The sequence below is a fragment of the Streptomyces wedmorensis genome (assembly GCF_000716445.1).
Lineage (GTDB): Bacteria > Actinomycetota > Actinomycetes > Streptomycetales > Streptomycetaceae > Streptomyces > Streptomyces wedmorensis.
The window spans coordinates 36,489-51,391 of record NZ_JNWK01000059.1 but is presented as its reverse complement, the minus strand read 5'-3'; the positions used below and the strand labels follow the sequence as shown (position 1 = coordinate 51,391).

The 14,903-nt window shown below is 73.0% G+C and carries 14 protein-coding genes and 1 pseudogene; 3 read left to right on the top strand and 12 right to left on the bottom strand.

The genetic code is table 11. From position 1 onward, the window contains the following. From OO54_RS48625 to OO54_RS33465, 10 genes and pseudogenes are all read right to left on the bottom strand, one after another. The coding region (locus OO54_RS48625; RefSeq protein WP_342450942.1) for a GTP-binding protein at positions 1-419 on the bottom strand (419 nt) is incomplete at its 3' end. After that, positions 329-1,201, bottom strand: a pseudogene (gene cysD / locus OO54_RS33500) (sulfate adenylyltransferase subunit CysD); the annotation flags it as partial. The pseudogene cysD and the gene OO54_RS48625, both read right to left, overlap by 91 nt. Continuing rightward, positions 1,198-1,776, bottom strand: a complete 579-nt coding sequence (cysC, locus tag OO54_RS33495) for an adenylyl-sulfate kinase (RefSeq protein ID WP_051787454.1) — start codon at positions 1,774-1,776, stop codon at positions 1,198-1,200. The gene cysC and the pseudogene cysD, both read right to left, overlap by 4 nt. Next, on the bottom strand, positions 1,776-2,498 hold the full coding sequence (locus OO54_RS33490; RefSeq protein WP_033210001.1) for a phosphoadenylyl-sulfate reductase: 723 nt from the start codon (positions 2,496-2,498) through the stop codon (positions 1,776-1,778). Before OO54_RS33490 ends, cysC begins: the two co-directional genes overlap by 1 nt. After that, entirely contained in the window at positions 2,495-2,674 is a 180-nt protein-coding gene (locus OO54_RS33485) for a hypothetical protein (protein WP_017238256.1), read from the bottom strand. The genes OO54_RS33490 and OO54_RS33485 overlap by 4 nt, the downstream gene beginning before the upstream one ends. Then, positions 2,671-4,368, bottom strand: a complete 1,698-nt coding sequence (locus tag OO54_RS33480) for a nitrite/sulfite reductase (RefSeq protein WP_033209999.1) — start codon at positions 4,366-4,368, stop codon at positions 2,671-2,673. The genes OO54_RS33485 and OO54_RS33480 overlap by 4 nt, the downstream gene beginning before the upstream one ends. Before the next feature lie 136 nt (positions 4,369-4,504). After that, complete coding sequence (locus OO54_RS48620) at positions 4,505-4,588, bottom strand: putative leader peptide (protein ID WP_310591794.1); 84 nt, start codon at positions 4,586-4,588, stop codon at positions 4,505-4,507. Between the two features lie 156 nt (positions 4,589-4,744). After that, positions 4,745-5,314 (bottom strand): GNAT family N-acetyltransferase, encoded by a 570-nt coding sequence (locus tag OO54_RS33475; protein WP_033209998.1) that lies wholly within the window; start codon positions 5,312-5,314, stop codon positions 4,745-4,747. 121 nt (positions 5,315-5,435) lie between these two features. After that, on the bottom strand, positions 5,436-6,728 hold the full coding sequence (locus OO54_RS33470) for a helix-turn-helix domain-containing protein (protein WP_033209995.1): 1,293 nt from the start codon (positions 6,726-6,728) through the stop codon (positions 5,436-5,438). Between the two features lie 317 nt (positions 6,729-7,045). After that, the gene (locus tag OO54_RS33465) at positions 7,046-8,701 is read right to left on the bottom strand and encodes an acyl-CoA dehydrogenase family protein (protein WP_033209993.1); all 1,656 of its coding nucleotides are present in this window, start codon (positions 8,699-8,701) and stop codon (positions 7,046-7,048) included. Positions 8,702-8,718: 17 nt separating this feature from the next. On the opposite strand from OO54_RS33465, the gene OO54_RS33460 reads away from it, so the two are divergent. The 3 genes from OO54_RS33460 to OO54_RS33450 all read left to right on the top strand — a co-directional run bounded on the left by OO54_RS33460 (position 8,719) and on the right by OO54_RS33450 (position 12,865). Beyond that, positions 8,719-9,843, top strand: coding sequence for a YihY/virulence factor BrkB family protein (locus tag OO54_RS33460; protein WP_078905475.1), 1,125 nt, complete (start codon positions 8,719-8,721; stop codon positions 9,841-9,843). A 277-nt stretch (positions 9,844-10,120) separates the two neighbouring features. Continuing rightward, on the top strand, positions 10,121-11,230 hold the full coding sequence (gene rsgA / locus OO54_RS33455) for a ribosome small subunit-dependent GTPase A (protein WP_033209990.1): 1,110 nt from the start codon (positions 10,121-10,123) through the stop codon (positions 11,228-11,230). 234 nt (positions 11,231-11,464) lie between these two features. After that, complete coding sequence (locus tag OO54_RS33450; protein ID WP_200146600.1) at positions 11,465-12,865, top strand: DNA-3-methyladenine glycosylase 2 family protein; 1,401 nt, start codon at positions 11,465-11,467, stop codon at positions 12,863-12,865. Between the two features lie 48 nt (positions 12,866-12,913). Here the strand turns inward: OO54_RS33450 and OO54_RS33445 are convergent, their stop codons facing one another. Continuing rightward, the gene (locus tag OO54_RS33445; protein WP_033209989.1) at positions 12,914-13,396 is read right to left on the bottom strand and encodes a DUF456 domain-containing protein; all 483 of its coding nucleotides are present in this window, start codon (positions 13,394-13,396) and stop codon (positions 12,914-12,916) included. Positions 13,397-13,787: 391 nt separating this feature from the next. Next, the gene (locus OO54_RS33440) at positions 13,788-14,771 is read right to left on the bottom strand and encodes a helix-turn-helix domain-containing protein (protein ID WP_033209988.1); all 984 of its coding nucleotides are present in this window, start codon (positions 14,769-14,771) and stop codon (positions 13,788-13,790) included. Between the last annotated feature and the right edge of the window lie 132 nt (positions 14,772-14,903).

Here is a 14,903-nt window from a genome sequence, read left to right as displayed (position 1 = left end):
AAGTAGCGGTAGGCCACGTCGATGGTGATGCCCTGCTCGCGCTCGGCCCGCAGGCCGTCGGTGAGCAGTGCCAGGTCGGGCGCCTCCTGGCCGCGCTTGATGGACGCGGCCTCGACGGCCTCCAGCTGGTCGGTGAGGACCGACTTGGAGTCGTGCAGGAGACGGCCCACCAGGGTGGACTTGCCGTCGTCGACGGACCCGGCGGTGGCGAAACGCAGCAGGGTGGTGGCCGAGACGTCGGCGAACTGCTCGGTGGACGTGCTCATTAGAAGTACCCTTCGCGCTTGCGGTCTTCCATCGCGGCCTCGGACATCTTGTCGTCGGCGCGGGTCGCGCCCCGCTCGGTGAGGCGGGAGGCGGCGATCTCGGCGATGACGGCGTCGAGCGTCGTGGCGTCGGAGTCGACGGCGCCCGTGCAGGACATGTCGCCGACGGTGCGGTAGCGGATGAGCCGCTTCTCGACCGTCTCGGTGTCCTTGGGGCCGCCCCACTCGCCGGCCGTCAGCCACATGCCGTTGCGGGCGAAGACCTCGCGCTCGTGGGCGAAGTAGATCTCCGGCAGCTCGATGCCCTCGCGGGCGATGTACTGCCAGACGTCCAGTTCGGTCCAGTTGGACAGCGGGAAGACGCGGACGTGCTCGCCGGGCGCGTGGCGGCCGTTGTAGAGCTGCCACAGCTCGGGGCGCTGGCGGCGCGGGTCCCACTGCGAGAACTCGTCGCGCAGCGAGAACACCCGCTCCTTGGCGCGGGCCTTCTCCTCGTCGCGGCGGCCGCCGCCGAAGACCGCGTCGAAGCGGTGCTGCTGGATCGCCTCGGTCAGCGGGACGGTCTGCAGCGGGTTGCGGGTGCCGTCCGGGCGCTCGCGCAGCTTGCCGGCGTCGATGTACTCCTGGACGGAGGCGACGTGCAGGCGCAGCCCGTGCTCGGCCACCACCCGGTCGCGGTAGGCGAGGACCTCGGGGAAGTTGTGCCCCGTGTCGACGTGCAGCAGCGTGAAGGGGACCGGCGCCGGGGCGAAGGCCTTCAGCGCCAGGTGCAGCATGACGATCGAGTCCTTGCCGCCGGAGAAGAGGATCACCGGCCGCTCGAACTCGCCCGCCACCTCACGGAAGATGTGGACGGCCTCGGACTCCAGGGAGTCGAGGTGCGACAGCGCGAACGGGCTGTCCGTGGTGTCGTGAGCATGCGCAACGGTGGTCACAGCAGACCCCTCTCGGTGAGCAGCGCGTGGAGCTGCGCCGCGGACTCCTGCACGGTCTGGTTCTGGGACTCGATCCGCAGATCGGGGGCCTCGGGAGCCTCGTACGGGTCGTCGACGCCGGTGAGGCCGGAGATCTCGCCCGCGGCCTGCTTGGCGTACAGGCCCTTCACGTCACGGACCGAGCAGACGTCCACCGGAGTGGCGACGTGCACCTCGACGAAGGCGGTGCCCTCGGCCTGGTGGCGCTTGCGGACCGCCTCGCGGCTGTCGGCGTACGGGGCGATGACCGGCACCAGGACCTTCACGCCGTGCGAGGCGAGCAGCTCGGCGACGAAGCCGATGCGCTGCACGTTGGTGTGCCGGTCCTCGCGGGTGAAGCCGAGGCCCGCCGAGAGGAACTCGCGGATCTCGTCGCCGTCGAGGATCTCGACGCCGTGGCCCTCGTCGCGGAGCCGGCCGGCCAGCTCGTACGCGATGGTCGTCTTACCGGCGCTCGGCAGGCCGGTGAGCCAGATGGTGGCACCGGTCACGTGGTTCTCCTGGGAGGTCTGGGAGGTCTGAGGGGTCGTGGTCATCAGCCGTGGATCCCGCATTCGGTCTTGGCGCGGCCCGCCCAGCGTCCGGCGCGGGCGTCCTCGCCCTCCACGACGCGGCGGGTGCAGGGGGCGCAGCCGACGGAGGCGTAACCGTCCATCAGGAGCGGGTTGGTGAGGACACCGTGCTCCATGACGTACGCGTCGACGTCTTCCTGCGTCCAGCGGGCGATGGGGGAGACCTTGACCTTCTGTCGCTTCTCGTCCCAGCCGACGACCGGGGTGTTCGCCCGGGTCGGGGACTCGTCGCGGCGCAGGCCGGTGGCCCAGGCGCGGTACGCGGTCAGGCCCTCCTCCAGCGGCTTGACCTTGCGCAGAGCGCAGCACAGGTCGGGGTTGCGGTCGTGCAGCCCGGGACCGTGCTCGGCGTCCTGCTCGGCCACGGTCTGACGCGGGGTCAGCGTGATGACGTTGACGTCCATCACGGCGTCCACGGCGTCGCGGGTGCCGATGGTCTCCTCGAAGTGGTAGCCCGTGTCGAGGAAGACGACGTCCACGCCGGGGCGGACCCGGGAGGCGAGGTGGGCGACGACCGCGTCCTCCATGGAGGAGGTGACGCAGAACCGCTCGCCGAAGGTGTCCACGGCCCACCGGAGGATCTCGAGGGCGGGGGCGTCCTCCAGATCACGGCCGGCCTGCTCGGCGAGTGCCTTGAGGTCGGACGTGGTGGCTTCCTGGCCTTCTTCGTGCTGAGTGATCGTCATATCTCTTCCCTCCCAGGGGTGTTGCCCGAAGTCGCCGGGGCGAGCAGCCCCAGGAACTTCAACTGGAAGGCTCGGCTGCACGCTGCGCATTCCCAGGCGCCGTGACCCTGCTCGTTCGGACGCAGGTCCTCGTCGCCGCAGTAGGGGCAGAAGAACGGGGCGGCTCGCTCGCTCATGAGAGGGACTCCTCCGAGGCGCGGGCCGTCCAGGTCGCGAAGCGCTCGCCGGTCTCGCGCTCCGCCTGGAAGCGCTTGAGGACGCGCTCCACGTAGTCGGGGAGCTCGGCCGCGGTGACCTTGAGGCCGCGGACCTTGCGGCCGAAGCCGGCCTCCAGGCCGAGGGCGCCGCCCAGGTGCACCTGGTAGCCCTCGACGCGGTTGCCCTCGTCGTCGAGGACCAGCTGGCCCTTGAGGCCGATGTCCGCGACCTGGATGCGGGCGCAGGCGTTCGGGCAGCCGTTGATGTTGATCGTCAGCGGCTCGTCGAAGTCCGGGATGCGGCGCTCCAGTTCGTCGATGAGGGAGGAGCCGCGGCCCTTGGTCTCGACGATCGCGAGCTTGCAGAACTCGATGCCGGTGCAGGCCATCGTGCCGCGCCGGAACGGCGAGGGGGTGACGCGCAGGTCCAGCGCCTCCAGCGCGGCGACGATGCCGTCGACCTGCGCCTCCTCGACGTCGAGGACGAGCATCTTCTGCTCGGCGGTGGTGCGGACCCGGCCGGAGCCGTGGGTCTCGGCGATCTCGGCGATCTTCGTCAGGGTGGCGCCGTCGACCCGGCCGACGCGCGGCGCGAAGCCGACGTAGAAGCGGCCGTCGTTCTGCCGGTGGACGCCGACGTGGTCGCGCCACTGGCCGGCGGGCTGCTCGGGCGCGGGGCCGTCCGTCAGCTTGCGCTTCAGGTACTCGTCCTCCAGGACCTGGCGGAACTTCTCCGGGCCCCAGTCGGCGACGAGGAACTTCAGGCGGGCGCGGTTGCGCAGCCGGCGGTAGCCGTAGTCGCGGAAGATCGAGATGACGCCCTCGTAGACGTCCGGGACCTCGTCGAGGGAGACCCAGGTGCCGAGGCGGACGCCGAGCTTGGGGTTGGTGGAGAGGCCGCCGCCGACCCAGACGTCGAAGCCGGGGCCGTGCTCCGGGTGGTTCACGCCGACGAAGGCGATGTCGTTGATCTCGTGCGCCACGTCGAGCAGCGGCGAGCCGGAGACCGCGGACTTGAACTTGCGGGGCAGGTTGGAGAAGTCCTTGTTGCCGACGATCCGCCGGTGGATCTCGTCGATGGCGGGCGTGCCGTCGATGATCTCGTCGGCGGCGATGCCGGCCACGGGCGAGCCGAGGATGACGCGCGGGGTGTCGCCGCAGGCCTCGGTGGTCGACAGGCCGACCGCCTCCAGGCGGTTCCAGATCTCGGGGACGTCCTCGATGCGGATCCAGTGGTACTGGACGTTCTGCCGGTCCGTGATGTCGGCGGTGCCGCGGGCGAACTCCTCGGAGATCTCGCCGATGACGCGGAGCTGCTCGGTGGTCAGCCGGCCACCGTCGATGCGGACGCGGAGCATGAAGTACTCGTCGTCCAGCTCCTCCGGCTCCAGGACACCCGTCTTGGTGCCGTCCAGGCCCTGCTTGCGCTGGGTGTAGAGGCCCCACCAGCGCATGCGTCCGCGCAGGTCGTTGGGGTCGATGGAGTCGAAGCCGCGCTTCGAGTAGACCGTCTCAATGCGTGTCCGCACATTGAGACCGTCGTCGTCCTTCTTGAACTGCTCATTGCCGTTCAGGGGGGTGAAGTGCCCCACGGCCCACTGACCCTCGCCACGGTGGCGCCCGGCCTTGCGGCGGGCGGCGGCGGGGGTGGGGTTTTCCGGGGTGGCGGCCATGGCGTTTCGTCCTTCGGGACTGCGAGAGGGCGGCTCTGACCTGCACACTCGCGCTCAGGTCAGAGGGTGGCGCGTCAGTGCGCAGCAGGGTGGGGCAGAGTCGGGCTGTAAGGAAATCGCGGCGGTGCTGGTTCTCTCAGCGCGCCGGACAGATGGCGCTGGACATGCGGCCGAGGTCGACGTGCCGCCGACTCACCAAGGCAATTCCAGTTCCAGACATGGCGGAAGCGTGTCACGGGACTTTGGACCCAGTCCAGCATCGTCCAGCATTTGGACGTAGTCGTCTCGCTTGGCGGGACGGTGTGCTCTGGGTCACGCGAAAGGGGGCCCTGGCCAGGCCCCCTTCGTGGTGCTTCGGCGGTTCCTCCGGTGCGGCTCAGGCGTGGGCGCCGGGCCACGGGCCGGGGGTCTCGGCCTCCTCGGCCTCCTCGACCTTGGTGTCGAACAGCCGGAAGCCGCGCCGCTCGTAGTTGGCCATCGCGTGCGGACCGTCGAGCGAGCAGGTGTGCAGCCAGACCCGCTTCGTCTCCTCGCGGTCCGGCCAGCGCTCGGCCAGGTCCCAGGCCCTCGCCGTGCCGTACGACAGGAGGTGCCCGCCGATCCGGCGACCCCGGAAGGCCGGGATCAGACCGAAGTAGACGATCTCCACCACGCCGTCGTCCTGCGGGTCCAGCTCCACGTACCCGGCCGGCGTCCCCTTGTCGTACGCCACCCAGATCTCGGCGCCCGGCTTCTCGACGATCTCCTGCCACTGCTTGAACGTCAGCGACAGCCGGTCGGACCAGCGGATGTCGCCGCCGACCGCGGTGTAGAGGAAGCGGCTGAACTCCGCCGACGGCACCTCGGCCCGCCGGATCGTGACGTCCTCGCCCTCCGGCGGGGTCGCGGGACGCAGATCGGACGGCGAGGTCTGTTCGAGGGACCAGGTGGTGAGAGTGATGCTCATGGGGTCATCGCATCATGCGGAGCGCCGGATTCCCAGACCGGGCCCCCGGCCCCGGGCCTCCGGCGGCAGGCGGGTGTCCGCATGGTGGACAGGGTTCCCGCGGGACCCCGCAGGACTGTTGCTAGGCCTTCGCCGCGGCCCGGACCGCCGGTGCCGTCGAGTGGGGCAGCAGGTCCGCCGGGAGGCGGGGGCGCAGGACCTCCACCGCCACCTCCTCGCGGAAGCGGTACGGGCGGTGCGCCAGGACCCCGGCCAGGTTCCGGCGCACCCGGGACATCTCCGCACGCACGGTGACCGTCCGCGTACGGTCGCCGAAGACGTCGTCGGCCAGTTCCGCCGCCGTCCGCCCGTCGCGATGGAGCGCCAGGACGTAGAGGAGCTCCGCGTGCCGGGGGCTGAGTTCCTGCTGCCAGCTGCCCGCCGCCCCCGAGACGGACACCGTCCAGCGGCGCGGCCGGCTCAGGTCGAGGACCACCCGGCTCGCGGCCTCCGCACCGGGCTCCGCCGCCCGGGCCTCCTCTTCCACCCGCAGCAGCCAGCCGCCCGGCAGCGGCTCCACCGCGCACACCCCGAGCGAGGGCAGCCAGACCCGGCCGGCCCGGAAGGACTTGGGCAGCGGGATCCGGTCGACCGGCGCGAGCCCGGTCACCGCCGCCGTCCAGCCGTGGGTGTCCACGGCGACCGCCCGGCCGCCCACCCGGCACAGGATCGGCGCGGCCACCGCCCGCAGCCGCTCGATCGACCCGCGGTGCCGCTCCCGCATCTCGGCTTCGGCGAGCTGCGCCACCGAGCCGACCAGCGCCAGCATCGCCGGGTGGAAGCTGGACGCCGGTCCGCTGACGTCCAGGATGCCCAGCAGGCGCTGGTCGCGCGGATCGTGCACGGGGGCCGCGGCGCAGGTCCAGTTGTGCAGCGCCTGGACGTAGTGCTCGGCGGAGTGCACCTGCACGGCCCGCCCCATGGCGAGCGCCGTGCCGACCGCGTTGGTGCCGGTGGTGTGCTCGGACCAGGCCGCGCCCTCCTCCAGGCAGATGCCGTTCGCCTGCCGCAGCACGGCGGAGTTCCCCTGCCGCCAGAGCACCCGGCCGTGCTCGTCGGTGACCACCATGATCTGGAGGGAGGCGTCGGCGATGCCGGCGAGACCGCCGCTCAGCGTCCGCATCACCTCGGAGAGGAGCGTGGTCCTGCGCCGCTCCTCCAGCTCCTCCCGCTGGAGCAGCACGCTGCTCGTGCCCCGGTCCGGGTCGAGACCGAGCCGGGCCATCCGCTGCCAGGACGCGTCGATCACGGCACGGGGCGCGATCGGGGGCGTACGGCCCGCCAGTGTCTCCTCGCGGACCCGGTGCAGCAGTCTGGTGGCCTGGGCGGCGTCCATGGAGGCCAGCCGCCTCATGTCGAGCTGCGTGTTCTTCATCGGTCTCTCCCAGCCCCCCGGGGTGCTGTATCGGTTCTGCACTGGGCAGATGTCCGGAGTGTCGGTGCCCATCGTGCCGTCCGGAACACCTCCGCGAGGCCCGGTTCGCACAATCCTGCAACCCTTTGCAACTCTGGCGATCGACCGGTCCCCCGGGCGAGGCTGATGTGAGCGGTGGGTGGTGCCGTGTCGGCGCAGCACCACCCCCGCTTTTCCGCGCGTGCCGACCCGTCCGCGGGTCCACCCCTGGCACGCGCGGCCCCACCCGTCCGCGGGTCCACCCCTGGCACGCGCGGCCCCACCCGTCGTACGGATCCTCAGACGGCCACCCGCGCCCGCTCCACCAGCGCCCGCAGGTCCAGGGTGTGCGGCAGCGTCCCGAACGCCGACCCGCCGTCCCCGCCCAGCCGCCCCGCGCAGAACGCGTCGGCGACCTCGGGCGGCGCCCACCGGACGAGCAGCGAACCCTGCAGCACCAGCGCCATCCGCTCCACGAGGCGGCGCGCCCGCGCCTCGATCCCCTCCAGGTCGGCCAGTTCGACGAGCAGGCCCCGGATCGCCCGGTCCAGCCGGTGATCCGCGCCCCGCGCCGCGCCCACCTCCCTCAGGAAGGCGTCGAGCACCTCCGGGCCGGCCCGCAGCGCGCGTACGACGTCGAGCGCCTGGACGTTCCCCGAGCCCTCCCAGACGGAGTTGAGCGGCGACTCGCGCAGCAGCCGGGGCATCCCGGACTCCTCCACGTACCCGTTGCCGCCCAGGCACTCCAGCGCCTCCGCCACCATCGGCGTACACCGCTTCGTCACCCAGTACTTCGCCGCCGGCACGGCGATGCGGAGCAAGGCCCGCTCCCGCCCGGCGTCACCGCCGTCGGCGTCGACGGCGTCGTAGGCCGCCGCGAGACGCATCCCCAGGACGGTCGCGGCCTCCGACTCCAAGGCCAGATCGGCCAGGACGTTGCGCATCAGCGGCTTCTCGACGAGCGGTCCGCCGAAGGCCTCGCGGTACGCGCAGTGGTGCACGGCCTGCGCCACCGCCTGCCGCATGAGCGCCGCCGAGCCGAGGACGCAGTCCAGCCGGGTCGCCGCGACCATGCCCATGATCGTGTGGATCCCGCGCCCCTCCTCGCCCACCCGGCGCGCCCACGTCGTCCCGTCGAACTCCACCTCGGCCGAGGCGTTCGACCGGTTGCCCAGCTTGTCCTTCAGGCGCTGGAGCGCGAACGGGTTGCGCGAGCCGTCCGCGAGCACCCGCGGCACCAGGAAGCACGTCAGCCCCGCCGGAGCCTGCGCCAGGACCAGGAAGGCGTCCGACATCGGCGCCGAGCAGAACCACTTGTGCCCCGTCAGGACGTACTCGCCGTCGGCCGCCAGCGGCCGCGCCTCCGTCCTGTTCGTCCGTACGTCGCTGCCGCCCTGCTTCTCCGTCATCGCCATGCCGAGCAGCACGCCCGGCTTCTCCGCGACCGTGCCGAGCGCCTTCTCGTACACGTGCGACGTGGCCGCGGGCTCCCAGACCGCCGCGAGCTCCGGCTCGACGCGCAGGGCGGGCACCGCCGCGTGCGTCATCGACAGCGGGCAGCCGTGACCCGCCTCCGGCTGGGACGCCACCACGAAGCCGGCGGCCCGCCGCACATGACCACCCGGGCGGCCCCACGCGTCCGTGAGCCCGGCGCTCACGGACCGGCCGAGGAGCCGGTGCCACGCCGGGTGGAACCGGACCTCGTCGATCCGGACGCCGTACCGGTCGTGGGTCCGCAGCCGCGGCGGGAACGCGTTCGCCAGCTCCCCCCACTCCCTGACCTGCTCCGAACCGGACGCCCGGCCCAGCAGGGCCAGCTCGTCGCGCGCCTCCGCGAGGAGCTCCGGCGCGAGGTGCCGCTCGACCGCCTCCGTCAGCGCCCGATCGCTCGTGAAGACGTCGTATCCGACCAGGGGCGGAGCCTGGTTGGTCACTGTGTGGGTGCTCCCTGACATGCCGATACGGTAAGCAGGTGCAGGCAGCAAGCGAAACACCCGAACGACCGGAGCGGCGGCCCTGGAGCAGGCTCCACCGCGCGCGCGTCCTCTACCGCAACGTCTCGAAGCGGAAGATGGTCTGGCTGCTCCTCAAGGACACCGTCAACTCGTGCATCGAGTACCGGATCCTGGGTCTGGCCGCCGAGGCCGCGTTCTTCACGCTGCTGTCCCTGCCGCCGCTGCTCCTCGGCCTCATCGCCCTCCTCGGGTACGCGGACGACTGGACGAACACCGACACCGTCGCGAGCATCGAGGAGAACATCCTCCGCGCCGCCGGAACGGTCCTCTCCGACCGGGGCGTCCACGACATCGCCAAACCGCTCCTGGACGACGTCACCCAGGGCAAACGGCCCGAGCTGGTCTCCCTCGGCTTCGCGATCGCCCTCTGGTCCGGCTCGCGCGCCGTGAACGTCTTCATCGACACCATCACCGTCATGTACGGACTCGACGGCCACCGCGGCATCGTGAAGACCCGGCTCCTCGCCTTCCTCCTGTACATCGTGGCCCTCCTCATCGGCGCGGTCGTCCTGCCGCTCGCCGTCGTCGGCCCCGACCGCGTCGTCGAGCTCGTCCCCTGGGGCACGGAGGTCGTCGCCGTCCTCTACTGGCCGGCCGTCACCCTGCTCTCGGTCGCCTTCCTGACGACGCTCTACCACGTGTCCGTGCCCGTCAGATCGCCCTGGATCGAGGACATCCCCGGCGCCCTGGTCGCGCTCGCCATGTGGACCCTGGGCAGCTTCCTGCTGCGGATCTACCTGACCAGCCAGGTCGAGGGCCCCACCATCTACGGCTCCCTCGCCGCCCCCATCGCCGTCCTCCTCTGGATCGGCATCTCCGCCTTCGCCGTGCTCGTCGGCGCCGCCGTGAACGCCGCCATCGACCGCGTCTGGCCCTCCGTCGCCACCGCCGCCGCCCGCGAGGCCAACGAACGCGCCCGCGCCCTCCAGGCCGCCGAACTCGTCGCCCGCGTCCGCGCCGAGGCGGAGGACGTCGACGAGGACGACCCCGACATGCCGTCCGAGTTCCCCGAGCGCTGGTCCAAGTTCCTCCCCCCGGACGACGTGAAGTCCCGCCTCCACTCCGGCTGGGAGAAGGACTGAATCCCGCGTCGCGGAAAAACCCGTGGCGCCTGCCGGAGCCTTCCGGCTACGGTGAACGCCGTACGGGATCGCGCCGGGCGTGATCGCGTACGACGCGATCCGTGCGACACGTGATCGCGAAGGACACGTGCGAAAGACACAGGAGGTGTGATCGATGGCTGCCGTCACGAAGGGCCTTGCCCACACGCGGATGTTCCTCCACACCACCTCCGCGGCCACCGGCTGATCTCCACTCTGCCTTCTCTCGGCGCCGGGGCCGCCCCTTGAAGGGTCCCCCTTGTCTTTCTCGCTTTCCCTTGACTCCTCCTCTCTGCTCGACGCCCACGGCTGGGACTCCGGCTGGGCCGCCGACTTCGCGCCCTACGCCGCCCAGGGGCTGATCCCCGGGCGGGTCGTCCGGGTCGACCGCGGCCAGTGCGACGTCGCCACCGCCGAAGGGATCGTCCGCGCCGACACGGCGTTCGTGACCCCGCACGACCCGCTGCGGGTCGTGTGCACCGGTGACTGGGCGGCCGTCGACCCCGAGGGGGTCAGCGACCCCCGGTACGTACGGGCGTGCCTGCCGCGCCGTACGGCCTTCGCGCGCTCCACCTCGTCCAAGCGGTCCGAGGGGCAGATCCTCGCCGCCAACGTCGACCACGCGGTCATCACCGTCTCCCTCGCGGTCGAGCTCGACCTCGGCCGGATCGAGCGCTTCCTCGCCCTGGCGTGGGAGTCCGGCGCCCAGCCGACCGTCGTCCTCAGCAAGGCGGACCTCGTGCCCGACCCCGTCGGGCTCTCCTACCTCGTCGAGGACGTGGAGACGGTGGCCCCCGGCGTCCAGGTGCTGCCCGTCAGTTCGACGACGGGAGAGGGCCTCGACGTGCTGAGCGCGACCGTCGCCGGCGGGACGACCGTGCTCCTCGGCGTCTCCGGCGCCGGGAAGTCGACCCTCGCCAACGTGCTGGTCGGCCAGGACGTCATGACCGTCCAGGCCGCCCGCGACATCGACGGCAAGGGCCGCCACACCACGACCACCCGCAACCTCTTCGTACTGCCCGGCGGAGGCGTCCTCATCGACACCCCCGGCCTCCGCGGCGTCGGGCTCTGGGACGCCGAGACCGGCGTCGGCCAGGTCTTCTCGGAGATCGAGGAGCTCGCGGCCGAGTGCCGCTTCCCCGACTGCGCCCACGAGGCGGAGCCCGGCTGCGCGGTCCTCGCGGCCATCGACGACGGCACCCTGCCCGTGCGCCGTCTGGAGAGCTTCCGCAAGCTCCTGCGCGAGAACCAGCGCCTCGTGGCCAAGACCGACGCCCGCCTGCGCAACGAGATCCGCAAGGACTGGAAGCGCAAGGGAGACGCGGGCCGCGCCGCCGGAGAGTTCAAGCGCAGCGGACGTCTGCGGTAGCGCGGGCAGCGCGCAGGTCCGGGGCCGCGGTCGCGCGGCCCGGACGGCACCTGCGCGCGGGGTCGCGACCGTACGGCCCCCCGGCGTCCGCGGTGGCGTGCACGCACGGGGTCGCGACCGTACGGCCCCGGCGTCCGTGGTGGCGTGCACGCGCGGGGTCGCGACCGTACGGCCCCCGGCGTCCGTGGTGGCGTACGCGCGGGGTCGCGGTCGTCACGGCCGCCGGGGAGCGTGGTGTCCGAAAACCGCGAGCCCCGGTCGGCCGGGGGCCGCACACTGGGAGGCGTGAGGGACGACGACACCCGCTACGAGGCGGTCAGCAGCAGGGACGCGCGGTTCGACGGAGAGTTCTTCTTCGCCGTCCGGACCACCGGGATCTACTGCCGTCCCAGCTGCCCCGCCGTCACGCCCAAACGGCAGAACGTCGCGTTCTTCCCGACGGCCGCCGCCGCCCAGGGCCACGGCTTCCGGGCCTGCCGCCGCTGCCGGCCGGACGCCGTCCCCGGCTCGGCCGAATGGAACGTCCGGGCCGACGTCGTCGGGCGCGCCATGCGGATGATCGGCGACGGCGTCGTCGACCGCGAGGGCGTGCCCGGCCTCGCCGGACGCCTCGGCTACAGCACCCGGCAGGTCCAGCGCCAGCTCACCGCCGAGCTCGGCGCCGGACCCGTCGCCCTCGCCCGCGCCCAGCGGGCGCACACCGCGCGGCTGCTGCTCCAGACCACGGGACTGCCCGTCACCGAGATCGCCTTCGCGGCCGGCTTCGCCAGCGTCCGCCAGTTCAACGACACCATCCGCGCCGTCTACGCCCGCACCCCGACCGCCCTCCGTGCCGAGGCGGGCAGCGGCGCCGGGGCCCGTACCGCGCTCGCCGCCGGGGTGCCGCTGCGGCTCGCCCACCGGGGTCCCTACGCGGCCGGCGAGGTCTTCGACCTGCTCGCGGCCGAGGCCGTGCCCCGCGTCGAGGAGGTCGTCGGAGCCCCGGGCGCCCGCACGTACCGGCGCACGCTCCGCCTCCCGTACGGCACCGGAGTCGTCTCCGTCGACGAACGCTCCGCCGGACGGTGGCTCGACGCCCGGATCCACCTCACCGAGCTGCGCGACCTCACGACCGCCGTGCACCGGCTGCGCCGCCTCTTCGACCTCGACGCAGACCCGTACGCCGTCGCCGAACGGCTCGGGGCCGCCCCCGCGCTCGCCGCCGAGGTGGCCGCACGGCCCGGCGTCCGCTCCCCGGGCACGGCCGAACCCGAGGAGTTCGCGCTGCGGACGGTCCTCGGGCCCGAGGAGTCGGCCCGGGTCGTCGAGCCGTACGGCACCCCGCTGGCCGTGGCCTGCGGCACCCTCACCCATGTCTTCCCCGAGCCGGCCGCCCTGGCCGGTCACCCGGTCGCGGGGCCGCTCGCCCGCGCCCTCTCCGACGGAACCGTCCGCCTCGACCCCGGCGCCGACCGCGACGACGCCGTACGCGCCCTGCTCGCCGTCCCCGGCGTCACGGCCGAGACCGCCGCCCTGATCCGCATGCGCGCCCTCGGCGACCCCGACGTGCCGCCCGCGAACGGCCCCGACGCGGAGGAATGGCGACCCTGGCGCTCGTACGCCCGGCTGTACGCCCGCCCCGGAGGCCCGGCCTGATCCGACGCGAATTGTCAGACAGGCCCTAGACCGAACGGGTGACGGAGCTCAGCCCCAGATGACCGCGCCCGCCCAGGCGCCCACGATCAGCAGGCAGGCGAAGAGCTCGACGAGGACGCTGGTGCCGGCGGCGCGCATGACGGTCCGGGTGGCCGCGCGGGCCTGGCCGTGGCCGCCGAGCCGGAGCCGTTCGGCGAGGTAGATCCCGCCGACGAAGCCGGGGATCGCGCCGATCACGGGGACCAGGACGAAGCCCAGGAGCGCGCCCACCCCCGCGTACGCCACGATCCGGCGGGTGATGCCGACGCCCCGGAAGCGGCGGGGTGGCAGTTGCCAGACGATCACCTGGGTGAGGAGCAGCAGACCGGTCGAGGAGACGAGCAGGATCCAGGCGAGGCCCGTCCGCTCGTGCAGCGACCACCAGAGCATCGCCGCCCACACCAGCCACGTCCCCGGCACACCCGGGGCCAGGACCCCGAACAGACCGAGCAGCATCACCGTCGCGATCATCAGGAGCTGCCACACACCCACGATGCCCAGCGTGCCGGACGACGCCGGTCTCCGCAGGTCGCGAGGGGCGGACGGGCTACGCACGGGGCCGGCCACCCGCGGTACCCAGGCCCCGGCCGCCACCCGTGTCGGCGGCCGCGGGCCACGGGCGTCGCCCGGGGCCCCGCCGGGCCCCGGGCCCCTGGGTCCCACCGGTTTCGGCCAGGGTCCACCCGGGCCCCCGGGCCCTGCCCGGGTCGGCCGTGGGCCACCCGCGTCGGCCAGGCTCTCGCCGAGCCCCGAGCCCCGAGCCCCAGGTGCCACCGGCGTCGGCCAGGTCCTCCTGGCCCCCCGGGTGCCACCCGGGTCGGCCGTGGGCCACCCGCGTCGGCCAGGGTCTCCCCGGGCCCCAGGATCCCGGGCCCCGTTCCGGTCAGCCGCGGGCCACCCAGCCCTTCTCGTAGGCGTGCCAGCCGAGCTGGAGGCGGGTGGTGACTCCGCTCAGTTCCATCAGGCCCTTGACGCGCCGCTGGACGGTCCGCAGGCCCAGGTCGAGCTGCTTGGCCACGCTGGCGTCGGTCATGCCGGCGAGCAGCAGGGACAGGATCTCCAGGTCCATCACGTCCGGGCCCGGGGCCTCGTCCTCGGCGATCTGCGCGCCGGCGCCGAGCCGCAGCGGCAGGGCCTCCCGCCACACCGACTCGAAGAGGCCCATGAGCGATTCGAGGAGTCCGCTCGCGTGGACGACGAGGGCCGCGGGCTCGGCGCCCCGGCCGGTCAGCGGGACCATGGCGAGGGACCGGTCGGCGACCACCAGTTTGGTGGGGACGCGGTCGGCGACCCGGATCAGCTCGTCGCGGCCGAGCGCCGCGGAGAGTTCCAGCAGCCCGGACGGGAGGGTGAGCACCTCGCGCTCGATCACCACCCGGTAGCGCACCCCGCGGCCGGCCGCCTGTTCCTCGGCGTCGTTCTCGAGGCCGGTGACGGCGATCGGCTTGCCGGTGACGAGCGCGCAGACCTCCTCCGTCGCGCCCAGCTGGAGCTGGAGGAAGCGGTGGGTGACGGCGCTCGCGCCGGTCACCACCTCCACCATGTCGTGCACGGCGACGGCCTCGGCCTCGGCGCGGTACTCCTCGGCGAGCAGCGCCGCCGCCAGTTCGGCCTGCTCCAGTTCGTGGCGCTGCTGGGTGAGCAGCGCGCCGAGCGCCACCCCGGGCGGCGCGGCCACCCACCGGCCGGTGCGGGCGGAGGACTGGGCGGCGAGTCCCTGTGACTCGAGCCGGCGCAGGGCACGCTCGGTGTCGCGTTCGGGGAGGGCGAGCCGGTGCGCGAGATCGGAGACCTCGGCAGCGCCCAGCGCGACCAGGGCCCGGTACGCGGACTCCTGGCGCTCGTCGAGTCCTATCGCTCCCAGCATGGATGCCCCACCCCTCGCCTTACCTCCGGGCGTTCCCGATCTTTCCGGGACATCACCGGAGGCATTCGTTCCGTTGGTGACCTGGCGGGAAACGGCCACGGCGCATTCCCGCCTCACCCATCATCCCTGCAC

Coding starts and splice junctions, on each gene's coding strand:
- cysC (WP_051787454.1), bottom strand. CDS start 1,776: ATGACCACGACCCCTCAGACCTCCCAGACCTCCCAGGAGAACCACGTG.
- OO54_RS33490 (WP_033210001.1), bottom strand. CDS start 2,498: ATGACGATCACTCAGCACGAAGAAGGCCAGGAAGCCACCACGTCCGAC.
- OO54_RS33485 (WP_017238256.1), bottom strand. CDS start 2,674: ATGAGCGAGCGAGCCGCCCCGTTCTTCTGCCCCTACTGCGGCGACGAG.
- OO54_RS33480 (WP_033209999.1), bottom strand. CDS start 4,368: ATGGCCGCCACCCCGGAAAACCCCACCCCCGCCGCCGCCCGCCGCAAG.
- OO54_RS48620 (WP_310591794.1), bottom strand. CDS start 4,588: ATGTCTGGAACTGGAATTGCCTTGGTGAGTCGGCGGCACGTCGACCTC.
- OO54_RS33475 (WP_033209998.1), bottom strand. CDS start 5,314: ATGAGCATCACTCTCACCACCTGGTCCCTCGAACAGACCTCGCCGTCC.
- OO54_RS33470 (WP_033209995.1), bottom strand. CDS start 6,728: ATGAAGAACACGCAGCTCGACATGAGGCGGCTGGCCTCCATGGACGCC.
- OO54_RS33465 (WP_033209993.1), bottom strand. CDS start 8,701: ATGTCAGGGAGCACCCACACAGTGACCAACCAGGCTCCGCCCCTGGTC.
- OO54_RS33440 (WP_033209988.1), bottom strand. CDS start 14,771: ATGCTGGGAGCGATAGGACTCGACGAGCGCCAGGAGTCCGCGTACCGG.